The following is a 23,739-nucleotide window of genomic DNA, read 5'->3' as shown; positions in this document are numbered from 1 at the left end:
AATCCAATTAATTTAAGATGCTGTTTTGGAATCCAATCCCTCTTTATACCAATGTCTCTGAATAGCCCAGATAGTAATGGAAAGGCACGAAGATTAAAAACCTAATTTTTTTGTTTTTAAAAAGCGACCAACGGAAGCTCTTTTAAAAACTTAGAAAAATAGAATTTTTAATGGAGTGCTTGCAATGGATAGCTGGATTAGCTCCTTCTGAAAATCATATCAATACGGTGGTTCGTTGCTGTCTTTGAAAATGAAATTAAATCCAAATTGGAACGAAAGACTTCTTGCCTTAGACACATCGCGGTATGCTAACAGATTGTCTGCCATAAAGTACATATTGAATAGCCCTAAATTTGCCGACATTCCCAGTCCAATATTGGTATACGAATACGAATCAAGTGTATAGGTTGCCTTAAGTTGCAATTTGTCTGAAAAATTTCTTTGATAAAAACCTGTCAAAGCGGTAATAGGCAATCTTGGCGTACTCATTACAAACAGCTGTGCTCCTACAGCATTTTTATAGCGTTTTTCGGTTGCTGTACATGCACAATCTTCGTCACTGGAAGTTCCATACGAATATTGATAAGAAGCATTTAATTTAATTGGGCGCCAAGTGGTGTATTTGTTATACAGTGTATCTGACTTAACCGCATCTTGAAAATCACTATAAACACTTCCGGGATTATTAACATTAGTAAAACCAGGATTGATACCTTCGTATTGGTAATAACCTTTATAAGTGAAATTTTCCACATCCTTAGTGTGCCTTATAAAACCAACATCAAGAATACTGGCTGTAATCTGGGTGTTTTTTTTAGGATAATAGGTAAATCCTAAATCAAATCCCAAGCCCAAATCACCGCCAAACAACAATTGTTTTCTAACATCAGTCGCTACATCGCCATTGTAATTATCGGCTGTATATTTTGAAATTCCGGAAGTTCTTAATTCTAAATCTGAACTGATAATTTGTTCGTACATCGTTGTATTAGATGGTCGTGTAACTATGTATCCTGAATTTCTGGTCGAAGTGGCATTGAATCCACTAAAATAAATTTTTCCCCTTGCTCCTACTATCAGTTTTTCGGAAACATTTTTATGATACCCCACATGCAATACTGATAACATTTCGGCTTTCGCACTCAAATCAGATAAATCAAATGATTTGCCTATGTAATTTTGATTACCATCTAAGGCTAAAATAGCCACATCCTTAGGCATATAGCTCCAGAAATCAAATTCCTGATAAATTCCAAAAGACAGATAACCTTTGTCTTCAAGCCAATCCCCTAGTTTAATTCCACCATTAAAAATCTCGATTTGCTCGTTTATGGCTAAATGATCGTGTCGGGTGGTTGAATACACTGCATTTCGCAACTTCTGATTAAAATCGACTCCATTATTGGCAAATAAATCATAAGTAGAAAAACCGCTCGAACCCACTTTAAAGGACATACCCGAAAGTAATGGAACTCCAAAATAATATCTATACTTGAAATCGGCTCCCGGATTAGTCATTAACGACTGAGGAACCGAAGTGAGATTATACAATATTTGCTTATTTTGAGAAAAGCAACTGATCGAAATAAAAACTAACAAAAATAAAAATCCTTTCCTCATTATATTGTCAAATAAACGGTAGCACTAGAGCGCAATACTAAACTTCCCGGACTATTTTGATTCAAAGCTGGCCCTGGAGCCTTCTCAATTAAGAATCCCATTTTTGTGGCTCTCTTCAATAAATCTAATCTTGCATTTTGAAAAATTTCAGTTCTTGTAATTGTATTAGCAGAACCTGAATAGGCCGGTATATCAAATTTTATGGTAGTCAATGGGTTATTATTGGAATCTGATAAAACAATAGTAAATTTAAAAGCGCGGTTAATAGTATTATTTATTTCAAAATAAAAATCAGCTCTTTGCAAATAACTCTTAAAATACTTATCTCTAAAAACATCAAACTCCTCATCGTCAAATGCTAAATCATATTCAGAACCATCCGGGGCAATAAAGGCTGGTGCAGGAATATCAAAATGACTAAAATTCCCAACAATTACCGGTGTCAGTTTTAAATCATTGGCCTGATTAAAATCTAAATCACTGGTACAGGAAAAAGAGCACATTAAAATAAGTGCTAAACAGATTCTATTTAAGTAATAACTTTTCATTAGGTTACTTTTAATTTCATTAAGCTTAAAACGAAATTAGATTATCATTATTATAAATATAGCTAACTAATAAAACGTTCCAAACAACTTAGACGCTTCATTATAAGCACTTTCAAAACTCAAAGGATTCAACTTTAAATTTTCTTTATTTGCCGTAAAATAAGACAACAATTTTTCGGTAGGCATATTACCCGTCAATTCGTCTTTAGCCATTGGACAACCTCCAAACCCCTGAATAGCCCCATCATATCTTCGACAACCCGCCTGATGTGCCGCTTCAATTTTTTCAAACCATTTATCATAAGTGGTATGCAAATGAGCACCAAACTCGATTTGGGGATACTTAGGAATTAAATTCGAAAATAAATATTTTATAACTTCTGGCGTAGAACTCCCGATCGTATCTGAAAGCGAAAGTATTTTCACGCCCATTGCAGCCAATTTTTCGGTCCATTCACTTACAATATCCACATTCCACGGATCTCCGTAAGGATTCCCAAAACCCATAGATAAATAAGCAACAACTTCCTTATTACTCTTATCGGCAATTTCCAGAATTTCTTGTAAACTAATAATCGACTCGGCTATGGTTTTGTGCGTATTTCGCATTTGAAAATTTTCCGAAATCGAAAATGGGAAACCGAGATAGTGAATGGGTTCAAATTGAGCTGCTGTTTCAGCTCCTTTGGTATTAGCAATAATGGCCAATAATTTACTTCTGGTTTTTGACAAATCCAATCGGTCTAAAACTGCTGCGGTATCCTGCATTTGCGGAACAGCTCTAGGCGAAACAAAACTTCCAAAATCAATGGTATCAAATCCTACTCGCAATAAAGATTGAATGTACGCCACTTTCCTTTCAGTAGGAATAAATGTTTTAATGCCTTGCATGGCATCGCGCGGACATTCTATAATTTTTATTGGTTCCATAGATTTCAAAGATACTAAAACTTGCAAAGTGGCAAAATTTAGAACCAACAAAAAAGCGCAACTCTGTTGAAGAATTACGCTTTTATATTTTATTAAGCTATTACGCAAAGATTCGCTAAGAAATAAAAAGCTAAGATGAAAAAACTTAGCGATTCTTAGTGTTTTCTTTGTGAATCTTTGCGAAATTTTACAAACGATTTAAAATCTTTTTATTGATGGCTTTTACCAAAGCTGGTCCTTCATAAATAAAACCTGTGTACAATTGTACCAAACTGGCCCCTGCTTCTAATTTTTCGATAGCATCATCGGCAGAATGGATTCCTCCTACCCCAATAATCGGGAAAGCCTTATTGCTTTTTTGTGAAAGAAAACGAATCACCTCAGTAGAACGTTTCGTCAACGGTTTTCCTGACAAGCCTCCCATTTCGGTCTTGTTTTCCGATTGTAAACCTTCGCGGGAAATAGTCGTATTAGTTGCAATTACACCCGCAATTTGGGTATCTTTTACAATATCAATAATATCCAATAATTGCTCATCAGTCAAATCGGGAGCAATTTTAAGTAAGATTGGTTTTTGTTTTGGCTTAGCCAAATTTTTATTTTGCAAAGTTTGCAACAACTGTGTCAACGGTTCTTTATCCTGCAAAGCACGTAAATTTGGCGTATTAGGTGAACTCACATTTACTACAAAATAATCCACATAATCGTATAAAGCATCAAAACAAATTTCATAATCTGAAGTAGCTTCTTCGTTTGGCGTTACTTTATTTTTACCAATATTTCCACCAATTAAAACTCCGGGATTTGATTTCAGTCTTTCAACCGCTTCCATAACACCGCCGTTATTAAATCCCATTCGGTTGATAATTGCCGAATCTTCTCTAAGACGAAACAAACGTGTTTTTGGATTACCTTCCTGCCCTTTTGGTGTTAAAGTTCCTATTTCTATGAAACCAAAACCAAAATTTGACAACTCCTTGTATAATTTGGCATCCTTATCAAAACCGGCAGCCAAGCCCACAGGATTTTTAAACTTCAATCCAAAAACTTCCGTTTCTAATCTTTTGTCATCTACTAAATAAAGCGACTTATAAATGGCTGAGAAACCAGGAATTTTAGAAGTAATACGAACTAACGAAAAGGTAAAGTGATGTATTTTTTCAGGATCAAAACAAAAAAATAGCGGTCGGATAAGCTGTTTATACATAGGATTTTAATTTGTGGTGCAAAAATAGAATTATCTGATGGATAATTAAATATTTCTAAAAAAATTATGGCTTCCGTTTTGATTTGGCTACAGCCAAAAAAGAAATACCCAAATAAACATTAGTTAAATAAAGCACAAAAAACTAAAAAAAAACACTTTAAACTATTAAACAACAATAAATTACACTCAAACCATTCTGTTTTCTCTTTTTCATTTCCCAAAAAATCACTTTTTTTCAATGATTTTTCTTATATTGTAAAGAACAAATCAATCTACAACCTACTTTTTATCAACTTAAAACGCATCATCATGAAACTAAAATCAATTTTCACTATCGTAATGCTTTCGAGTTTTCAATTTTTTCTAGCTCAGAATACCCAAAATGATACTATAAAATTAGCTACAAAAACTACCATAACTACAGTAACTACGGTTAAAGACACGGTTATAAAAGTTGTTCCGCAAGTTACCACCACAGTAGCCAGTGATTCTGAAAAAGAAGCATTAAAGAAAGAGTCCAAAATGCTTAATGCTAAAATGAAAGAGGAGAAAAAAGCATTAAAAGAAGCTAAGAGAACCGAACAAGAACAAAAAGATTTTGAGAAAAAACAAAAAGCATTCGAAAAACAGCAGGACAAAATTCTTTCAGGCGAAAAATCGGTTAGCAAGTTAAAAACCAAGATTTCTAATGAAGAAAAAAGCTTAGCTAACAATAAGAAAAAATTCGATTCTAAAAAATCCAAAGGAAAAATAAGTTCAACAGAAATTGAAAAAGAAAATATCAAAATCAGTAAACAACAAATTAAAATTAATAAACTCAACGAAGATCTCAATAAAGCAGAAGAAAAACTAAGCAAATTGAGAAATTAAATCTTTACAAACCCTGAATTAATCGCAAATTTACCAATTACTGACTGCTTGAAAGCAGAATAATTAATTGATGAATTTGCGGTTTTTTTTAAAACAAACTTTCCTTACTTTTAAATAAAAATAAACTACATACAACATGAACATGAATATGAATAAAAACTGGCATCAACAACATTATGAAAGCTTACCATTTGGCGGCCGAGTAGCAGACGCAGTAGCCAAAGGAATGGGTTCCTGGCGTTTCATAATTCTTCAAACAGTATTTGTAATCATCTGGATGGGATTAAACCTTGTTGCTTATTTCAAACATTGGGACGCCTATCCTTTTATCCTGCTCAATCTGGTATTTTCTACTCAGGCAGCTTATGCTGCTCCAATAATTATGATGGCTCAAAACCGTCAAAACGAAAGAGATCGCATCCAGGCTCAGGAAGATTACAATACCAATAAAGAAGCAAAACTTGAAATCGAAGCTTTGGCAAAAAAACTCAACTCTATTGAAGTCGATAAATTAGATAAAATAATCAGAATCTTAGAAAAGATAGAATAAGTATAGCTGGACTATACTTTAAATTAAACCTATCTTTGCAACCCAAATAAAATAACACTTTATGCAAGATATCATTGATCGTTTTATCAGTTATGTAACCATAGATACCGAATCCAATCCGAATTCGGAAACGACTCCAAGTAGCGAAAAACAATGGGTTTTAGCCAATAAATTAGTCGAAGAACTAAAAACCATTGGAATGCAAGACGTTACTATTGATGACAAAGCTTACATCATGGCGACTTTACCAAGTAATGTTGAACACGAAGTGCCTACAATAGGATTTGTTTCTCATTTTGACACCTCGCCTGATTTTAGCGGAACCAATGTAAAACCTCAAATCGTAAGCAATTATGACGGAAAAGACATTGTGCTGAATGCGGAACAAAACATCGTTTTATCGCCTAACTATTTCAAAGATTTATTGCAATACAAAGGACAAACCTTAATTACAACTGACGGAACCACACTCCTTGGTGCTGATGACAAAGCCGGAATTACCGAAATTATTACCGCCATGGAATTCCTTATCAAAAATCCGGAAATAAAACACGGAAAAATAAGAGTTGGATTCACTCCTGACGAAGAAATTGGCCGCGGGGCACACTTTTTTGACGTGGAGAAATTTGGCGCGCAATGGGCTTATACGATGGATGGAAGCCAGATAGGCGAATTAGAATATGAAAATTTTAATGCGGCCGGAGCCAAAATCACTTTCAAAGGAAAAAGTGTTCATCCCGGTTATGCCAAAGGAAAAATGATTAATTCTATGTTAGTTGCCAATACTTTCATCAGCGAATTACCAGCCGATGAAGTTCCTGAAAGAACTAAAGGTTATCAGGGTTTTTATCATGTGCATCACTTTAACGGAAGTATCGAAGAAACAGTCGTGGAATTAATTATCAGAGACCACAACCAGAAAAAATTCGAAAAGAGAAAAGAGAAAATTCAAAAAATAGCGAGCAAAATCAACAAGAAATTTGCGAAACAATTTGGAGAAGACATCGTTGTTGCCGAAATCAAAGATCAATATTACAACATGAAGGAAAAAGTACTTCCTGTAAAACATATTGTAGACATTGCCGAAAAAGCGATGAAAGAATTAAACATCAAACCCATTATCAAACCCATTCGCGGTGGAACTGATGGTTCGCAATTATCCTATATGGGATTGCCTTGCCCGAATATTTTTGCTGGCGGACACAATTTTCACGGAAAATACGAATATGTTCCTGTAGAAAGCATGCAAAAAGCAGTGGAAGTGATTGTAAAAATTGCAGAGCTTACGGCTTTACCCAACTTTGGTTTAGAACCAACAAAAGCAAAGAAGAAATAGTCATACCAATTGCAAACTACAACGTCACTTCGATTTTTGGCTTGTAAAAAGTGGTAATAAAGACAAATTTCCAATAGCCAAAAACGTATCGAGAAGCAATGTAAACATAAAAGTTCTCGATACATTTTTGGATACAAAAGCTATCGCATTTATATTCAAAAACACTCGAACTGACTAAAACCTTAAATTAAATCCATAAAAAAAGTCCCGATAACGGGACTTTTTTGACGTATAAATTCAGTCGTTCTTATTTTTTTGCCAATGCAGCACTCATTTCCATAGAAATAGCAGAACGCTCCATTTTCAATTTTCCAGCCATAGTTTCAATAACAACAGTAGTATCGGCTAATTCAACTACTTTACCGTGAAGACCACTTTTAGTAATAATTTTATCACCTACTTTTAAACTAGCTTCAAATTCTTTTTCTTGTTTTGCTCTTTTTTGTTGTGGTCTGATCATAAAGAAATACAGAACTACAAACATTAGCAAATAAGGAGCGATTTTCATTAAATCTTGCATAATTTCATTTTTTAATTTATAAATATTACATTAAACCGCGACCGGCTTTAATCATTTTTTTACTGGATTCTAATTCTTTAACCAGATTATCTAAAATTCCGTTGATGAAAATGCTACTTTTAGGAGTAGAATATTCTTTGGCTAATTCCAGATATTCGTTCAAGGTTACTTTCACAGGAATAGATGGGAATTTCAAAAATTCGCAAATAGCCATTTTTAAAATAATGGTATCCACTTCAGCAATTCTATCACTATCCCAGTTAGGTGTTTTATCAACAAATTCTTTCGCTAATTCAGCTTCGTTCAACACTGTTTTACGGAACAAATCTTTAACAAAATCTTTGTCTTCATTGTCTTTGTACAATTTTGGCACTTTGAAATTATCATTTTCGATAGGTTTCATTGCTTTCAATTGTTTGATGATTTGCGTGTTTACCATCGGAATATCATCAATCCAAGTCAACTTATCATCTTCTAAGAATTCGTATAATTTCTCATTTGGAACAATTACTTCAGTAAATAAATCCACAATCAATTGTCGGTCTTCTTCAAATGAGCGTGTTGGATTACTCATGTAAGTTTGATAGTAAGAACTCTCTTTTATAGCAGTCAATAACAAGGCTATATAATCCTCATGCAAATGCCAGGCATCAATTTTTCTGGTTTCTAAAGCAATGCTTAAAGAATTGTTTTCGGCAAGAATTTCGAAAATGCTGTTCTTAATGAATTTTTCGTTAGGATTACGTTCAGCTGCGGTAGCTAAATGTTTCTGACTGGATAAATGCAAAAATTGAGTTTCTTTTTTACATATTTCCAACAAAGAAGAAATCATTGTAAGGTATAAATCTTGAATATTATCGATACTGTAAAAAAGGAATTTTTCTTCCTTTTCCAGGTTATCAGAGCCATTTTGATGCATCGCATAAATGGTTTGCATAACTTTAACGCGAATGTGTCGTCTATTTACCACCTTGTAAGAACTTTTATAAAATTAGTCTGCAAAAATAAGGATTTCCTTTTTTAAAATAAAATTTAAACCCATAAAAAGCAGGACAAACTCACGAGTTAATTTCATTAATGAAACGTTAAATGAGACTTAACAGCTCATGGATGGCTAACAATTATTGCTTTTAAAGCTATATCTTTGTTTTTTATAAAATTCAGCTTAGTCTAGAAATGAAAGAATTACTCTATCTCAATAAATATTTCATCAAATACAAATACCGTTTTATCTTAGGAATTGTATTTACCATTGTTGCCCAAATATTTTCACTTTTTACGCCTAAATTAATTAGCAAATCCTTTGCTTCAATTGAAGAATTTGCCAAAAACAAAACCATATCCAATTCGGTTATCCAGGATCAATTAGTGAATAACATTTTACTCATTATCGCAACCACCATCATTGCAGGATTCCTTACTTTTTTAATGCGTCAAACCCTGATTGTGATGTCACGTCATGTTGAATTTGACTTAAAAAATGAAGTCTTCAGACAGTACGAAAATCTTTCTCAAAACTTCTACAAAAAGAATCGTACCGGGGATTTGATGAATCGCATAAGCGAGGATATTTCAAAAGTAAGAATGTATGTTGGGCCGGCTGTTATGTACACCATCAACACCATCATTCGTTTTGCCATCGTAATCATATTCATGTACAGGGTATCGCCATTACTTACCTTATACACGCTTTTACCATTGCCTCTTTTATCCTATGCTATTTTTAAATTAAGTACCGAAATCAACACCCGAAGCACCACTTTTCAGCAATATTTATCTAAAGTTTCCAGTTTCACACAAGAAATATTCTCGGGAGTTCGCGTGATAAAAGCCTATTCGTTAGAAAACCAACATCAGGACAACATGCACGCACTTGCTTTAGAAAGTAAAAGCAAAAGCATGGATTTAGCCAAAGTCCAATCCTTATTTGGCCCTTTAATGCTAGCTCTTATTGGCATCAGTAACTTAGTTGTAATTTATTTTGGAGGAATAATGTACATTCAAGGAAGCATCAAAAGCATCGGTACTATTGCCGAATTCATCCTGTACATCAACATGCTTACCTGGCCAGTGGCTTCATTGGGCTGGGTTTCTTCGATGGTTCAGGAAGCCGAAGCGTCCCAAAAAAGACTAAACGAGTTTCTAAAAATAGAACCAGAAATCAACAACAACAATACTGAAAAATCTACAATAGAAGGCACCATCACATTCGAAAATGTGAGTTATACTTACGAAGACACTAACATCAATGCACTTCAGGATATTTCGTTTACCGTACACAAAGGAGAAACACTGGCAATACTTGGAAAAACTGGCTCGGGAAAATCGACTATTTTATCTTTAATTTCCCGTATGTACGACGTAACTCAAGGTACGGTGAAAATTGACGAACAAGAAATTAGCCGTTTGAACTTATTTGATTTACGAAACAGTATTGGAATTGTACCTCAGGATGCTTTCTTGTTTTCAGACAGCATTAAAAATAACATCAAGTTTGGTAAAGAGGATGCCGAAATCGAAGAGGTTATGGCTGCCGCCAAAAATGCTGTAGTACACGACAACATTATGGGTTTCAACAAGCAATATGACACTATTCTTGGCGAAAGAGGAATTACTCTTTCGGGAGGACAAAAACAGCGTGTTTCCATAGCCAGAGCCATTATCAAAAACCCTCCTATTTTATTATTTGACGACTGTTTATCTGCAGTAGATACCGAAACCGAAGAGGCTATTTTAAACAACCTAAACGCCATTTGTAAAGACAAAACAACCATAATTGTAAGCCATCGTGTCTCTTCGGCAAAAAATGCCGATAGAATCCTGATTCTGGAAAATGGAAAAATTATTCAACAAGGTTCTCATAACCAGTTAATAAATCAGGAAGGTTATTATGCATCGCTCTATTTAAAACAACTTTCTGAAAAAGAATTACTTTAAATGTTGCTTAATAAATATATTTTTATCATTTTTGGTTTCAATTAACAACCATATTATTGTATAGAACGGATTATGAGAGAAAATGACATGTTAGAAAAAGAAGAAATCTTTTCTAAAGTTTTACGTGCAGGAAGAAGAACCTATTTCTTCGATGTGAGAGCTACAAAAGCGGATGATTATTATATTACCATTACCGAAAGTAAAAAATTCACAGAAGAAGACGGTTCGTTTCATTTCAAAAAACACAAAATATATTTATACAAAGAAGATTTTGCTGCTTTCACCGAAATCCTTGAAGAAATGACATCTTATGTTTTAAACCACAAAGGAGAAGAAGTAATCTCTGAAAGGCATCAAAAAGATTTCAAAAAAGAATATGCTACTGAAAGAATAACTGCTGATGGAGCAATTCCTGAAACTTCAAATTTTACAGATATTGATTTTGACGATATTTAAGCTCAAAGAAATCACAACAATAATACTTTAAGTCCAAAAATCATTCGGTTTTTGGACTTTTTGCATTATAGAAAAACAAAACAAGTTAACTTCCAATTTTGTATCTTAGTATAGCTTTTTTCAATTAACAATAAAAAAAACATCCTTATGAAAATTCCAATTGTATCTGTAAACTGGCTTCAAGAAAACATCAACAATCCTGAATTAATAATTCTGGATGCAGTTTTAGACACTCCTCCTCATGATTTGCAAATCATTGGAGCCCGAACTTTTGATATTAAAAATAAATTTAGCGATACTTCAACCTCATTACCTAATACCTTACCAAAACCAGAAGCTTTTGCTGCCGAAGCAAGAAAAATAGGAATCAGCAAACACAGTAAAATTGTAGTTTATGACACCAAAGGAATCTATTCGAGTCCAAGAGCATGGTATTTATTCAAAAGTATGGGACATGAAAATGTCTGGGTTTTAGACGGAGGATTTCCTGCCTGGATAAAAGAAGACTTTGCTACTGAAAAAGTTGCCCCAAAATCATTTAAAGAAGGAGATTTTGAAGCCTATTTTAAAGCTGAAATGTTTAAAAACAAATTTCAGATTTTACACAACACCACTTCAAAAGAAGCCATTGTAATTGACGCTCGTTCTGCTGACAGATTTAATGCCGAAACTGAAGAACCACGAGAAGGCTTAAGAAGCGGACACATCCCTAATTCCGTAAACCTGCCTTTTTCCAAAGTTTTAAAAGACGGTCATTTTTTACCTAAAGAAGAACTAAGACAGATCCTGCCACATCAAGACCAACCGTTATATTTCTCTTGCGGTTCCGGAATTACAGCCTGTATTGATTTAATTGCTTACGAATTAATTTCGTCAAACAACCCAAAAGCAGTTTATGATGGTTCCTGGACCGAATGGGGACAAGACCACGATTTACCAATAGAAAAATAAAAGAAAAATCAGTTATCCTATTCGCAAACCGTTTTCAATCCTGAAATCAGGAGCCAATAGGATAACATCTCCTTCCTGACCTACCGCACCTAAAACAAGACATTCGCTCATAAATTTCCCGATTTGCTTTTTAGGAAAATTGACTACAGCAACAATCTGCCTATTCAAAAGTTCCTCTTTGGAATATCGTTTAGTGATTTGAGCCGAAGTTTTCCTGATTCCTATGGCTTCGCCAAAATCAATCGTCAGTTGGAATGCCGGTTTTCTGGCTTCAGGAAAATCTTTCACCTCTATTATTGTTCCAACATACATGGCTACTTTTTCAAATTCAGCCCAAGTCAAATTATTCTCCATAAATCAATTCTAAATTTTTCAAATCATTACTAATTCAAAATTAGTTTATACTATTTAAATAGCCAGCAATTTTAGTAACTTTAAACTCTGGAAACAAATCACAAAACAATGGCACGAACTCCGTCAAACATGCTCGAATTAGGAACTATAGCTCCCGAATTTTATTTAAAAGACACCAAATCCAATACAGAATACTTTTCTTTTGCTGATTTAAAAGGAAACAAAGGCACATTGGTATTTTTTATTTGCAATCATTGTCCTTTTGTGCATCATGTAATAAGAGAAGTGGTTCGAATTGCCAATGATTATAGAGTTCAGGGAATTGGCATCATTGCTATTTCCAGTAATGATGTGGTAAATTATCCGCAAGACGCCCCTGAATTAATGACGGAATATGCTTTCGAAAATAATTTTGAATTCCCTTATTTATATGATGAAACACAGGAAGTTGCCAAAGCTTATGATGCGGCTTGCACTCCTGATTTTTATTTGTTTGACCAACAAGACAAATTAGTCTATCGCGGGCAACTGGACGATAGCCGTCCCGGAAACGGAATTCCGTTAAGTGGTAGTGATTTGCGTGGTGCCATAGATGGCGTTTTATACAACCGAAGCATTAATCCAAACCAGAAACCGAGTATTGGCTGTAATATCAAGTGGAAAACGGTTTAAGCAGAAGGCAGTTTTCAGAATGCAGAATTTAGAAAATAGAATTTAGATATAAAAAAAGTGGTTTCCCAGTTAGAAAACCACTTTTTGTTATTTAAATCAAAACCGGAATCTAAAATCTGCGTTCTAAATTCTTAAATCTAAAATTATTTAACGTCCATCAATTCAACGTCAAAAATCAAAGTAGCGTTTGGTGGAATTACACCTCCGGCACCGCGAGATCCGTATCCTAAGTGAGCAGGAATCACAAAACGAGCTTTATCACCTACTTGTAACAAAGCAATACCTTCGTCCCATCCTTCGATTACATTTCCTCTTCCTAATGGAAATTCGATTGGTTTTTTACGTGGGTAAGAGCTATCAAAAACTTTTCCGTCAGGTAATTGCCCTGTGTAGTGAACAGAAACTGTTTTTCCGTTTTCAGCTTTTTTACCTTCTCCTCTTTGGATAAATTGGTAACGCAAACCACTTTCTGTTTTTTCAAATCCGGCAGCTAATTTTTCCATTGCTTCTTCAGCAGCAGCTTTTTCAGCTTCAAGACGTTTTTTACGGTTTCCTTCAAATGAACGGAAAGCTTCAACTGCATTCCATTTTTGAGCTTCTTCTCCTACTCTAACAATTTCCAATGTTTCTAAAGCATCGCCTTGAGCAACTGCATCAACAACATCCTGCCCTTCAATTACTTGACCAAAAACAGTGTGTTTTCCATCTAACCAAGAAGTTGGTACGTGAGTAATGTAAAATTGAGAACCGTTAGTTCCAGGTCCTGCATTAGCCATAGCTAAAACTCCCGGTCTATCATGTTTTAAACTTGGATGAAATTCATCATCAAATTTATATCCTGGATCTCCTGTTCCTGACCCTAGAGGACAACCTCCCTGAATCATAAAATCAGGAATTACTCTGTGAAAAGTTAATCCATCATAATATTTTGTCCCTTGAGGCTTTACTTTGTTTTCTAAGTTTCCTTCAGCCAAGGCTACAAAGTTTCCAACCGTTCCAGGTGTTAAATCGTGTGTTAATTTCACTAAAATAGACCCTTTTGAGGTATTAAATTTAGCGTATATACCGTTTTCCATTGTTTATAATTTTTTATTGAAGCGCAAATTTACAAATTAAATTAGAGAATGTGCCAATGTGCAAAACAGAAAATTTAATACAGAAATAAGCTGTACCGAATTCAAAAAAAAAAAAATCAATAATAAATATCCAGAATAATATTGCCTTTGGAAGCATCTATTAATTTTTCAATTCTTTTATAATAGGTTTCATTTACCATGGGACAGCCTAAACTATTACATATTATATTATTCTGCTCTTCATAAGGCACTTTTTCATATTTATGCAATACAATACTTCTTGAAAACGCATTACTATTTGTCTCTTCAAATCCATGCAGTCTATACGATTTCCCATATTCGCCGGTATAACTTTTACCTATATAATATTTCCCTAATGAAGTGCAGTACGAATAATTCTCATTGCTGAATTTTAATTCTCCATACAAGCCGGAACCAATACCATGAGCTACCAAGCCCTGATCAATAATTCTGTCGTTTTTTAGGTCGTAAACAAAAAAACGATTTTTCCCTGACATAATTCTCATGTCAAGCAGAAAAGCGATTTCATCATTAAATTTAGGATTTGTTTTCAGCAGTTCTTTTATACCGGCTACTTGTTCGGCAATTCTTTCTTCGATAGTAGTATTTAATAATCGGATTATGCTTGAAGCCGTTTTATCATTTTTTGATATAAATCCGAAACTACAAAGCAATCCAATTGTAAGCATCCCTAAAATCACTCTTTTCATTTTCCCTCTACTTTTTTAGACTTAGCAAAAGTTATTCAGCTTTTTTAATTGAATTTCTTTCACAAAAAAAAACACAACAACCTATATATCAAACAAATAACAGCACAAATGTATCGTTTTTTTTTAATTCAAAAAACGACACAACTATCTGAAACACTCACTTTTATATAAAAAATAACATTTATAAGAAAAAGCTGTTTTCACCAATCCCTAGCCTGATTAATTAGCTCCTGAAAAAAACTTTGTACCTTTGTCCCATCCAAAACTTAGATATACAATCATGCGAATTGACATTATTACTGTTTTACCTGAATTGCTACGCAGTCCCTTTGAGGCTTCGATTATGAAACGCGCCATTGACAAAGGTCTAGTAGAAGTTCATATCCACAACTTAAGAGATTACACCACTAACAGACAAAAAAGCGTGGATGATTATCCTTATGGCGGCGGAGCAGGAATGGTAATGACAGTACAACCTATTGACGATTGTATTACCCATTTAAAAACACAGAGAGACTACGACGAGATTATTTATATGTCGCCTGACGGGGAAACTTTGAACCAAAAAATGGCCAATACCATGTCAATGTATGAAAACATCATTATTCTGTGCGGACATTATAAAGGAGTAGATCAAAGAGTACGAGATCATTTTATTACCAAAGAAATTTCTATTGGTGATTATGTTTTAAGCGGAGGAGAATTAGGCGCATTAGTTTTATCTGATACCTTAATCCGATTAATCCCTGGTGTTTTGAGTGACGAAACCTCAGCTTTGACCGATAGTTTTCAGGATGGTTTATTGTCAGGACCAATATATACCCGTCCAGCCGATTACAAAGGATGGAAAGTTCCGGAAGTTTTAACCAGCGGGAATTTTGCTAAAATTGACAAATGGCGTGAAGACATGGCATTTGAACACACTAAAAACAGACGTCCGGATTTATTAGAATAAATCCCAATTTTTTAAAATTCCAAATTCCAATTTTACAGATTTGACTATACAATTTGTTTAGCACAGATATTTTTTTTATTGGAATTTGGAATTTATTTTATTGGAATTTAATTTTTTTAACTACTTTTGCACCCACATTTAATCAACCTCTGGCGATACCCGTGAATGTTGATTCGATTTTAAACCATAATTAGCAATTAAAATGGCAAATTTAGTAGATTTCGTTAATAGCGAATTTGTTACAAGAAAAGATTTCCCTGAATTCGGAGCTGGAGATACAATCACAGTTTACTACGAAATTAAAGAGGGTGAAAAAACTAGAACTCAGTTCTTTAAAGGAGTTGTAATTCAAAGAAGAGGTACTGGAAGTACTGAAACTTTTACAATTCGTAAAATGTCTGGTGCTGTAGGTGTTGAGCGTATCTTCCCTATCAACTTACCAGCTTTGCAAAAAATTGAAATCAATAAGAAAGGTGCTGTACGTAGAGCTAGAATTTTCTACTTCAGAGAACTTACTGGTAAGAAAGCAAAAATCAAAGACAAAAGAAGATAATTTATTGTCTCTTTATCATAAAAGTCCCGACGCTGTCGGGACTTTTTTTTTGACTTTATTCAAAAAGAACAACATTCTCAAATAAACAGCCATTCTCTAAAAAAATAACATTTTAAAGCCTTGTCGTTAGTTATCCCATAATTCAGCTATTTCTATAACAAACGGGGCTGTATTTTAGTCTGATTTACATATCTTTGCACCGCTTTATTCAAAGCAAACAATACATTTCACATTCTTCGCCGAAGAGTTACGATTATAAAATAAAAAAAATGACACAAAAATCAAAGATTGTTTACACATTAACTGACGAAGCACCTTTGTTAGCTACTTATTCGTTTTTACCTATTGTTGAAGCTTTTACTGCTACAGCCGGAATCGAAATTGAAACAGAAGATATTTCTGTTGCTGCCCGTATCCTTGCTAATTTCCCTGAGTTTTTAACTGAGGAACAAAAAGTAAAAGACTCTTTGGCTGAATTAGGAAAACTAGCTACTGCTCCAGAAGCAAACATCATCAAATTACCAAACGTTTCTGCATCTGTTCCTCAATTAAAAGGAGCTATCGCTGAATTGCAAGCTCACGGATACAAAGTCCCTGATTATCCTGAGGCTCCACAAAACGACGCTGATGCAGCAATCAAAGCTAAATATGCTAAAATATTAGGATCAGCTGTAAACCCTGTTTTACGTGAAGGAAACTCTGACCGTAGAGCACCAAAAGCAGTAAAAAATTACGCTAAAGCAAACCCACATTCAATGGGAGCTTGGTCTGCTGATTCTAAAACAGCAGTTGCTTCTATGGAAAGCGGAGATTTTTACGGAAGTGAGCAATCACTTACTGTAGCTGAAGCTACTGATGTAAAAATCGAATTCGTTGCACAAGACGGTACAGCTACTGTTCTTAAAGCAAGTACTCCATTGAAAGCCGGTGAAATTATCGATAGTTCAGTAATGCACTTAAACGCTTTGAAATCTTTTGTTGCTAAAACAATTGCTGAGGCTAAAGCACAAGGAGTTTTACTTTCTGTTCACTTAAAAGCTACAATGATGAAGGTTTCTGACCCAATCATCTTTGGAGCTATCGTTGAAGTATATTTCGCAGCTGTTTTCGAAAAATATGCTGCCTTATTTGCTGAATTAGGAGTAAACACTAAAAATGGCTTAGGTGACGTATATGCAAAAATTGCAGGTAACACACAAGAAGCTGAAGTAAAAGCTGCTATCGACCAGGCAATTGAAAATGGCCCAGCTCTGGCTATGGTAAATTCAGACAAAGGAATCACTAACCTTCACGTACCATCTGACGTAATTGTTGATGCTTCTATGCCGGCAATGATTCGTACTTCTGGTCAAATGTGGAACAAAGAAGGAAAATCACAAGATACTATCGCAATTATCCCAGACCGTTGTTACGCTGGTGTATATACTGCTACAATTGATTTCTGTAAAAAACACGGTGCTTTTGACCCAACAACTATGGGATCTGTTCCAAACGTAGGTTTGATGGCACAAAAAGCAGAAGAATACGGATCTCATGACAAAACTTTCCAATTATCAGCTAACGGAGTTGTTCGTGTAGTGGATGTAAACGGAAATGTTTTAATGGAACAAGCTGTTGAAGCAAATGATATTTTCAGAATGTGTCAGGCTAAAGACGCTCCTATTCAGGACTGGGTAAAACTGGCTGTAAACAGAGCACGTTTATCTGCAACTCCTGCTGTTTTCTGGTTAGACGAAAACAGAGCGCACGACAGACAATTAATCGAAAAAGTAAATACTTACTTGAAAGATTACGATACAGCTGGATTAGATATTCGTATCTTAAACCCAATTGCTGCAACTGAATTCACATTAGAAAGAATCATCAAAGGTTTAGATACTATCTCAGTAACAGGAAACGTATTACGTGATTACCTTACTGACTTATTCCCAATTTTAGAAGTTGGAACTTCTGCAAAAATGTTATCTATCGTTCCATTAATGAATGGTGGTGGATTATTCGAAACCGGTGCAGGTGGATCAGCTCCTAAACACGTTGAGCAATTTGTAACTGAAGGCTATTTACGTTGGGATTCATTAGGAGAATTTTTAGCTTTAGGTGCTTCATTAGAGCATTTAGGACAAACTTTGAACAATGAAAAAGCAATTGTTTTATCTGAAACTTTAGATCAGGCAAACGATGCTTTCTTGAAAAACGATAAATCTCCAGCTAGAAAAGTAGGTCAAATTGACAACCGTGGTTCTCACTTTTACTTAGCTTTATACTGGGCTCAGGCATTGGCAAACCAAACTAAAGATGCTGAATTACAAGCTATCTTTGCTCCAATTGCAAAAGAACTTACTGAAAACGAAGCTAAAATTGATGCGGAATTAATTGGCGCTCAAGGAAAAGCTCAGGAAATTGGTGGTTACTACCAACCAAATCCTGCTTTAGTAAGCAAAGCAATGCGTCCAAGTACAACATTGAACACTATTTTAGATAAAATTTCAGTATTAAAAACAGCTTAATCGTTTTTATACCAATATTCAAAAGACAACTCGAAAGGGTTGTCTTTTTTTTTTGCTCTTTATTTTTTTTAAATTAAAATAACACATACTTAAGTTAAGGATTTACTCTCGTCTGTTCGAGTGTTTTATTAAAAAATGCGACAGCTTTTTTTTAATAAAATGTATCGAGAACCATACCACTAGGAGCTTCTCGATACAATTTTAAATAGTAAAGCTATCGCATTACTATTTAAAATCACTCGAAGAGACGACTAAAATCAAAATGTTATAAAATATTTTTCATCATAAATAAACGAACATTCATTTATAATTAATACTTTTGTCGTATAATTCAAAAAAGAATGAGAACAAGAGACAGCAATAAAGAAGAAATCGTTAAACAAAAAGCCATTGCACTTCTTGTAGAAAAAGGCATAGAAGGTTTCAGCATGAACCGCCTGGCTAAAGAAAGTAATATATCGGTAGCTACCTTGTACATTTATTATTCGGACAAAGAAGATTTGATAAAGAAAATTGGAATTGAAATCGGAAAAAACTTCTTTGACGAAATGTCTAAAGATTTCTCTCCTTCAATGTCATTCAAAGAAGGTTTATACAAGCAATGGGAAAACAGAATCCGTTTTGCACAAAGCAAACCACTTGAAGTAAATTGCTGGGAACTACTCACCCACTCCAGTTATGGCGAATACATTTTAGAAAAAAGCTTATTGGATTTCAAAATTACCATGGGTTCTTTTTTCAGAAATTCAGTGGAGAAAAAAGAATTAATTCCTATTTCAAAAGAAATATTCTGGAGCGTGGCTTATGGCCCATTATATTCCTTATTGCGATTCGAAAGAGATGGCAAAAACTTTGGAGGAGGCCCTTTTAAACTCAACAAAAAAACAATCGACGAAACATTTGAATTAGTCCTAAAAGCATTAACACCGTAAAATTACAACTTATGGAAACTGATTTTAACAACATTTTGATTTTTGAAACCAATATCAAAACTGAAAAGGACAAAATGATTATAAGCAAGGTTTTAAATTCCAACCCCGAAATTGAACAATGGAATATCGATTTAGAGGACATTGATTCGGTATTGCGAATAGAAAGCAGAACCCTAAATGCTTCACAAATAATAAAAATGATAACAGAACAGGATTTTAAATGTTCTGAATTAACAGAATAAATAAATGGAAAATACTTCTCAACAAACACCTTCGTTTACTTCTTATCAAAAATTTGCTGTTTTCATTCTGGCGATTACTCAATTTACAGTAATTTTAGACTTTATGGTCATGTCGCCATTAGGTGATATTTTAATGAAAACCATGCAACTAAAACCAACTCATTTTGGTTTGGTGGTTTCGGCTTATGCCTTTAGTGCCGGAATTTCAGGATTACTCACGGCAGGTTTTGCCGATAAATTCGACAGAAAAAAATTACTTCTATTCTTTTACACTGGATTTATTTTAGGAACCATTCTATGCGGAGTAGTTACTTCTTATCCTTTACTCGTAGCAGCCAGAATTATCACAGGATTGTTTGGCGGAGTAATAGGTTCGATTTCTATGGCTATTGTAACCGATTTATTTTCGATGCAACAGCGCGGTCGCGTAATGGGTTTTATCCAAATGGCTTTTGGCGCAAGCCAAATCTTCGGAATTCCGTTAGGTCTTTATATTGCAACTGCCTGGGACTGGCATGCGCCTTTTTTATGGGTAGCAGCCATGGCTTTAATCATCGCTATTTTAATTGCAGTAAAATTAAAACCACTTACGGAACATCTTGCCATACAAAAAGAGAATTCTGCTTTTAAACATTTAATTCATACTGTTACCAAACGTGAATACCGCATTGGATTTTCTGCAACAGCAATTCTTTCGGTTGGAGGTTTTATGCTGATGCCTTTTGGTAGTGCTTTTGCCATTAACAATTTGAAAATAACCGAAGAACAACTACCACTTCTTTTTATGATTGCGGGTTTATCTACTTTAATCATTATGCCAATTATTGGAAAACTGAGTGACAAAATCGATAAGTTCAAAATTTTCACTGTCGCTTCCATTTGGACAATTCTAACCGTTGCCGTTTATACCAATCTTGCCGAAACTCCTTTTTGGTTAGTTGGAATTATCAACGTTTTGATGATGATGGGTGTAATGAGCCGAATGGTTCCTTCTACAGCCTTAGTAACATCAATTCCTGCCAAAGAAGACCGTGGCGCTTTTATGAGTATCAACTCTTCATTACAGCAAATTTCTGGCGGAATTGCCGCAGCCTTTGCAGGAACAATTGTGGTTCAAAAAGACAATTTCAGTCCATTGGAACATTACAACACCTTAGGCTTAATAATAATTGGAATATCATTGCTTTCGATTCTGTTATTGAGTCGTGTGAGCCGGCATTTGAAAAAAAATCCGGAACCGGAACCAAGTCCTGTATTAGAAGTTTCAGAAATTTAACTGATCTAACAACAACTATCCGCACGTAATAACAAACAATAAATTAACAGTTATTCCGTTGACTTTTCTGTATTATTAATTGACATTTGCAATTCAAATCCCCTAAAATGATTACAAAAAAAAGTTTTTTTCTTTTTATCGTTCTATTCATTAGCATAACTACTTTTGCCCAAGACAAATTCACCTTAAGCGGAATTATCACCGATGCCAAAAACAACGAAACCTTAATTGGTGTCAACCTCTATTTCCCCGACTTAAAAATAGGAACCACCACTAACGAATATGGTTTTTATTCGATAAGTGTTCCAAAAGGAGATCAAAATCTAAGCATTAGTTATATTGGTTACCAAAGCATCCAAAAAAACATTTCGCTGACAAAAAGCAGTAAAATGAACTGGGCGCTTACCGAAAACGGAGAAATGCTGAATGAGGTAGTTGTAAGTGATACTAAAGGTCGCGCTAATACCCGAACACCTGAAATGAGTGTGAACAAACTCTCCATTTCAGCCATAAAAAAAATGCCTGTTGTTTTAGGAGAAGTAGACGTTATAAAATCGATTTTACTATTGCCTGGGGTTACTAATGCCGGTGAAGGCGCCTCGGGATTTAATGTCCGCGGTGGTGGAGCCGACCAGAATTTAATTCTTTTGGACGAAGCCACTATTTACAATTCTTCGCATGTTTTTGGATTTTTCTCCGTTTTTAATCCGGATGCTATCAAGGATTTGAAATTGTACAAAGGCGGAATTCCGGCTCGTTTTGGAGGAAGAGCTTCTTCGGTTTTAGATATTTATCAAAAAGACGGAAACAGTAACGAATTTCACATGAATGGCGGAATCGGATTGATTTCCAGTCGTCTTCTTGCCGAAGGTCCAATTGTCAAAGACAGAGGTTCTTTTTTAATTGGCGGAAGAGCTTCTTATGCACATTTATTTTTAAAATTGTCCGAAGATCAAAAAAACAACTCGGCTTATTTTTATGATTTGAACACCAAATTGAGTTATAAAATCAACGATAACAACAATATTTATTTGTCGGGTTATTTTGGTCGTGATGTTTTTGCCATCAACAAAAGTTTCAGCAATATCTACGGGAATTCAACTTTAAATTTACGTTGGAATCATTTATTTTCTGATAAATTATTTTCGAATCTTTCCCTTATTTACAGCGATTACTATTACGGTTTAGACTTGGATTTTATTGGTTTCAATTGGGATTCGGGCATCAAAAATTACAATATCAAATACGATTTCAAGAATTATATTTCCGATAATTTCAAATTGAATTATGGTGCCAATGCCATTTATTACAATTTCAATCCCGGAACTATCAAGCCATCTGAAGCCGGTTCGGGAATAAACCCTGACCAATTAGACCGAAAATATGCTTTTGAACCTTCGCTTTACATCGAAGCTGAAAATAAACTAAACAAAAAACTTACTGTTGCCTATGGTTTGCGCTACAGCATGTTTTATCGTTTAGGAAATTCGACCATCAACTTTTACGAAAATAACAATCCGGTAATCTTCAATCCGGTTTTTCAGATTTACGAAAAAGCAACTCCTACAAGCACCAAATATTACAGCAAAAACAAAACCATCAAAAGCTTTGACAATTTCGAACCGCGATTTGCAGTTTCCTACCAACTGAATGAAGACCAGGCCATAAAAGCCAGTTACAACCGAATGTTGCAATACCTGCAATTGATTTCTAACACCTCTTCTCCTACTCCTTTGGATGTTTGGATGCCGAGTGACAATTATATAAAACCTCAAATTGCCGACCAGATAGCCCTTGGTTACTTCAAAAACATCCGCAACGGGGATTATTCATTGGAAATAGAAACCTATTACAAGAAAATCCAAAACCGCATGGATTACATCGATGGTGCCGATTTGATTGCAAATGAAGCTATCGAACAAGTTGTTCTAAACGGTAGAATGCGCTCCTACGGTCTGGAATTGATGCTAAAGAAAAACGAAGGGAGATTAAACGGTTGGATTTCGTACACCTTATCAAAATCAGAGCAACAAACCCCGGGCAGAATTCCCGAAGAAACAGGCATTAATTACGGAGAATGGTATAATTCAGCTTATGATAAAACCCATAATTTAGCGATAACTTCTGCTTATCATTTGAATGACAAATGGGATTTTGGAGCCAATTTCGCTCTGCAATCGGGGCAACCGGTGACTTATCCTGATGGTAAATACAATTATTTAGGCGTAGATGTTCCCAGTTACGGTTTACGCAACAGAAACAGATTGCCAGCCTACCATCATCTGGATATATCAGCTACTTTAACACCTACTAGAAATAAAAACCGAAACTGGAAAGGCGAATGGGTTTTCAGTATTTACAACTTATACAACCGCCAGAATGCAGCTTCAATCAATTTTAGACAAAATGAGGATACTGCAGCAAATGAAGCCGTAAAAACATCCATTTTTGGAATCGTTCCTGCGGTGAGTTATAATTTTAAATTCTAAAAGATTTCCTTTCGAAAAAGATACTAT

Annotated in this window: 23 protein-coding genes; 14 read left to right on the top strand and 9 right to left on the bottom strand. The window is 34.8% G+C overall.

The features are described from left to right. Positions 1-219: 219 nt before the first annotated feature. From EOD40_RS16145 to EOD40_RS16130, 4 genes are all read right to left on the bottom strand, one after another. The gene (locus EOD40_RS16145) at positions 220-1,551 is read right to left on the bottom strand and encodes a DUF5723 family protein (RefSeq protein ID WP_317127917.1); all 1,332 of its coding nucleotides are present in this window, start codon (positions 1,549-1,551) and stop codon (positions 220-222) included. Between the two features lie 68 nt (positions 1,552-1,619). Then, the gene (locus tag EOD40_RS16140; protein WP_128197289.1) at positions 1,620-2,168 is read right to left on the bottom strand and encodes a hypothetical protein; all 549 of its coding nucleotides are present in this window, start codon (positions 2,166-2,168) and stop codon (positions 1,620-1,622) included. 66 nt (positions 2,169-2,234) lie between these two features. Next, entirely contained in the window at positions 2,235-3,098 is an 864-nt protein-coding gene (locus EOD40_RS16135; RefSeq protein WP_128197287.1) for a hydroxymethylglutaryl-CoA lyase, read from the bottom strand. A gap of 187 nt (positions 3,099-3,285) precedes the next feature. Continuing rightward, positions 3,286-4,305, bottom strand: a complete 1,020-nt coding sequence (locus EOD40_RS16130) for a quinone-dependent dihydroorotate dehydrogenase (RefSeq protein ID WP_128197286.1) — start codon at positions 4,303-4,305, stop codon at positions 3,286-3,288. Between the two features lie 309 nt (positions 4,306-4,614). Between EOD40_RS16130 and EOD40_RS16125 the strand changes: the two genes are divergently transcribed. From EOD40_RS16125 to pepT, 3 genes are all read left to right on the top strand, one after another. After that, entirely contained in the window at positions 4,615-5,175 is a 561-nt protein-coding gene (locus EOD40_RS16125; RefSeq protein ID WP_128197284.1) for a hypothetical protein, read from the top strand. 136 nt (positions 5,176-5,311) lie between these two features. Continuing rightward, positions 5,312-5,725 (top strand): DUF1003 domain-containing protein, encoded by a 414-nt coding sequence (locus EOD40_RS16120; RefSeq protein ID WP_231129645.1) that lies wholly within the window; start codon positions 5,312-5,314, stop codon positions 5,723-5,725. Between the two features lie 61 nt (positions 5,726-5,786). After that, the gene (pepT, locus tag EOD40_RS16115; protein ID WP_128197283.1) at positions 5,787-7,061 is read left to right on the top strand and encodes a peptidase T; all 1,275 of its coding nucleotides are present in this window, start codon (positions 5,787-5,789) and stop codon (positions 7,059-7,061) included. Positions 7,062-7,308: 247 nt separating this feature from the next. On the opposite strand, the gene yajC is transcribed toward pepT, so the two are convergent. Together yajC and nusB are read right to left on the bottom strand one after the other, a co-directional pair. Beyond that, positions 7,309-7,581: a preprotein translocase subunit YajC gene (gene yajC, locus EOD40_RS16110; protein WP_128197281.1), complete on the bottom strand. Its 273-nt coding sequence runs from the start codon at positions 7,579-7,581 to the stop codon at positions 7,309-7,311. A 25-nt stretch (positions 7,582-7,606) separates the two neighbouring features. Then, complete coding sequence (nusB, locus tag EOD40_RS16105; RefSeq protein WP_128197279.1) at positions 7,607-8,518, bottom strand: transcription antitermination factor NusB; 912 nt, start codon at positions 8,516-8,518, stop codon at positions 7,607-7,609. Positions 8,519-8,757: 239 nt separating this feature from the next. On the opposite strand from nusB, the gene EOD40_RS16100 reads away from it, so the two are divergent. From EOD40_RS16100 to EOD40_RS16090, 3 genes are all read left to right on the top strand, one after another. Further along, positions 8,758-10,518 (top strand): ABC transporter ATP-binding protein, encoded by a 1,761-nt coding sequence (locus EOD40_RS16100; protein WP_128197277.1) that lies wholly within the window; start codon positions 8,758-8,760, stop codon positions 10,516-10,518. 72 nt (positions 10,519-10,590) lie between these two features. Then, positions 10,591-10,974, top strand: coding sequence for a PUR family DNA/RNA-binding protein (locus EOD40_RS16095; protein ID WP_128197276.1), 384 nt, complete (start codon positions 10,591-10,593; stop codon positions 10,972-10,974). A gap of 147 nt (positions 10,975-11,121) precedes the next feature. Next, positions 11,122-11,925, top strand: a complete 804-nt coding sequence (locus tag EOD40_RS16090; RefSeq protein WP_128197274.1) for a sulfurtransferase — start codon at positions 11,122-11,124, stop codon at positions 11,923-11,925. Between the two features lie 12 nt (positions 11,926-11,937). On the opposite strand, the gene EOD40_RS16085 is transcribed toward EOD40_RS16090, so the two are convergent. Further along, entirely contained in the window at positions 11,938-12,279 is a 342-nt protein-coding gene (locus EOD40_RS16085; protein WP_128197272.1) for a tRNA-binding protein, read from the bottom strand. 108 nt (positions 12,280-12,387) lie between these two features. Here EOD40_RS16085 and EOD40_RS16080 point away from each other — a divergent pair, with 108 nt between their 5' ends. Then, positions 12,388-12,951 (top strand): thioredoxin family protein, encoded by a 564-nt coding sequence (locus EOD40_RS16080; RefSeq protein ID WP_128197270.1) that lies wholly within the window; start codon positions 12,388-12,390, stop codon positions 12,949-12,951. Positions 12,952-13,094: 143 nt separating this feature from the next. Here EOD40_RS16080 and EOD40_RS16075 read toward each other — a convergent pair whose 3' ends face one another. Together EOD40_RS16075 and EOD40_RS16070 are read right to left on the bottom strand one after the other, a co-directional pair. Beyond that, on the bottom strand, positions 13,095-14,027 hold the full coding sequence (locus EOD40_RS16075) for a peptidylprolyl isomerase (protein WP_128197269.1): 933 nt from the start codon (positions 14,025-14,027) through the stop codon (positions 13,095-13,097). 116 nt (positions 14,028-14,143) lie between these two features. Beyond that, entirely contained in the window at positions 14,144-14,758 is a 615-nt protein-coding gene (locus tag EOD40_RS16070; RefSeq protein ID WP_128197267.1) for a murein L,D-transpeptidase catalytic domain-containing protein, read from the bottom strand. Between the two features lie 280 nt (positions 14,759-15,038). Here EOD40_RS16070 and trmD point away from each other — a divergent pair, with 280 nt between their 5' ends. The 7 genes from trmD (at position 15,039) to EOD40_RS16035 (ending at position 23,712) form a co-directional block, all read left to right on the top strand. Further along, entirely contained in the window at positions 15,039-15,713 is a 675-nt protein-coding gene (gene trmD, locus EOD40_RS16065; RefSeq protein ID WP_128197315.1) for a tRNA (guanosine(37)-N1)-methyltransferase TrmD, read from the top strand. Between the two features lie 202 nt (positions 15,714-15,915). Next, positions 15,916-16,266, top strand: coding sequence for a 50S ribosomal protein L19 (gene rplS / locus EOD40_RS16060; RefSeq protein WP_128197265.1), 351 nt, complete (start codon positions 15,916-15,918; stop codon positions 16,264-16,266). A gap of 269 nt (positions 16,267-16,535) precedes the next feature. Next, positions 16,536-18,773 carry an NADP-dependent isocitrate dehydrogenase gene (locus EOD40_RS16055; RefSeq protein ID WP_128197263.1) on the top strand — a complete coding sequence of 746 codons (2,238 nt, stop codon included), beginning with the start codon at positions 16,536-16,538 and terminating at the stop codon, positions 18,771-18,773. A gap of 341 nt (positions 18,774-19,114) precedes the next feature. Continuing rightward, entirely contained in the window at positions 19,115-19,705 is a 591-nt protein-coding gene (locus EOD40_RS16050) for a TetR/AcrR family transcriptional regulator (protein ID WP_128197262.1), read from the top strand. 11 nt (positions 19,706-19,716) lie between these two features. Further along, the gene (locus EOD40_RS16045) at positions 19,717-19,947 is read left to right on the top strand and encodes a hypothetical protein (protein WP_128197260.1); all 231 of its coding nucleotides are present in this window, start codon (positions 19,717-19,719) and stop codon (positions 19,945-19,947) included. Positions 19,948-19,951: 4 nt separating this feature from the next. After that, on the top strand, positions 19,952-21,223 hold the full coding sequence (locus tag EOD40_RS16040) for an MFS transporter (protein WP_128197258.1): 1,272 nt from the start codon (positions 19,952-19,954) through the stop codon (positions 21,221-21,223). Positions 21,224-21,330: 107 nt separating this feature from the next. Continuing rightward, complete coding sequence (locus EOD40_RS16035) at positions 21,331-23,712, top strand: TonB-dependent receptor (protein ID WP_128197257.1); 2,382 nt, start codon at positions 21,331-21,333, stop codon at positions 23,710-23,712. Positions 23,713-23,739 lie beyond the last annotated feature (27 nt).

This window comes from Flavobacterium sufflavum (genome assembly GCF_004016525.1).
GTDB classification, from domain to species: Bacteria; Bacteroidota; Bacteroidia; order Flavobacteriales; family Flavobacteriaceae; genus Flavobacterium; species Flavobacterium sufflavum.
Note: the sequence above shows the minus strand (reverse complement) of the source record. Positions and strands in the feature narration are given on the sequence as shown.

Bases quoted from the DNA above. Each gene is read 5' to 3' on its own strand.
- EOD40_RS16140 (WP_128197289.1), bottom strand. From the start codon at position 2,168: ATGAAAAGTTATTACTTAAATAGAATCTGTTTAGCACTTATTTTAATG.
- EOD40_RS16135 (WP_128197287.1), bottom strand. From the start codon at position 3,098: ATGGAACCAATAAAAATTATAGAATGTCCGCGCGATGCCATGCAAGGC.
- EOD40_RS16130 (WP_128197286.1), bottom strand. From the start codon at position 4,305: ATGTATAAACAGCTTATCCGACCGCTATTTTTTTGTTTTGATCCTGAA.
- EOD40_RS16125 (WP_128197284.1), top strand. From the start codon at position 4,615: ATGAAACTAAAATCAATTTTCACTATCGTAATGCTTTCGAGTTTTCAA.
- EOD40_RS16120 (WP_231129645.1), top strand. From the start codon at position 5,312: ATGAACATGAATATGAATAAAAACTGGCATCAACAACATTATGAAAGC.
- pepT (WP_128197283.1), top strand. From the start codon at position 5,787: ATGCAAGATATCATTGATCGTTTTATCAGTTATGTAACCATAGATACC.
- yajC (WP_128197281.1), bottom strand. From the start codon at position 7,581: ATGCAAGATTTAATGAAAATCGCTCCTTATTTGCTAATGTTTGTAGTT.
- nusB (WP_128197279.1), bottom strand. From the start codon at position 8,518: ATGCAAACCATTTATGCGATGCATCAAAATGGCTCTGATAACCTGGAA.
- EOD40_RS16100 (WP_128197277.1), top strand. From the start codon at position 8,758: ATGAAAGAATTACTCTATCTCAATAAATATTTCATCAAATACAAATAC.
- EOD40_RS16095 (WP_128197276.1), top strand. From the start codon at position 10,591: ATGAGAGAAAATGACATGTTAGAAAAAGAAGAAATCTTTTCTAAAGTT.
- EOD40_RS16090 (WP_128197274.1), top strand. From the start codon at position 11,122: ATGAAAATTCCAATTGTATCTGTAAACTGGCTTCAAGAAAACATCAAC.
- EOD40_RS16085 (WP_128197272.1), bottom strand. From the start codon at position 12,279: ATGGAGAATAATTTGACTTGGGCTGAATTTGAAAAAGTAGCCATGTAT.
- EOD40_RS16080 (WP_128197270.1), top strand. From the start codon at position 12,388: ATGGCACGAACTCCGTCAAACATGCTCGAATTAGGAACTATAGCTCCC.
- EOD40_RS16075 (WP_128197269.1), bottom strand. From the start codon at position 14,027: ATGGAAAACGGTATATACGCTAAATTTAATACCTCAAAAGGGTCTATT.
- EOD40_RS16070 (WP_128197267.1), bottom strand. From the start codon at position 14,758: ATGAAAAGAGTGATTTTAGGGATGCTTACAATTGGATTGCTTTGTAGT.
- trmD (WP_128197315.1), top strand. From the start codon at position 15,039: ATGCGAATTGACATTATTACTGTTTTACCTGAATTGCTACGCAGTCCC.
- rplS (WP_128197265.1), top strand. From the start codon at position 15,916: ATGGCAAATTTAGTAGATTTCGTTAATAGCGAATTTGTTACAAGAAAA.
- EOD40_RS16055 (WP_128197263.1), top strand. From the start codon at position 16,536: ATGACACAAAAATCAAAGATTGTTTACACATTAACTGACGAAGCACCT.
- EOD40_RS16050 (WP_128197262.1), top strand. From the start codon at position 19,115: ATGAGAACAAGAGACAGCAATAAAGAAGAAATCGTTAAACAAAAAGCC.
- EOD40_RS16045 (WP_128197260.1), top strand. From the start codon at position 19,717: ATGGAAACTGATTTTAACAACATTTTGATTTTTGAAACCAATATCAAA.
- EOD40_RS16040 (WP_128197258.1), top strand. From the start codon at position 19,952: ATGGAAAATACTTCTCAACAAACACCTTCGTTTACTTCTTATCAAAAA.
- EOD40_RS16035 (WP_128197257.1), top strand. From the start codon at position 21,331: ATGATTACAAAAAAAAGTTTTTTTCTTTTTATCGTTCTATTCATTAGC.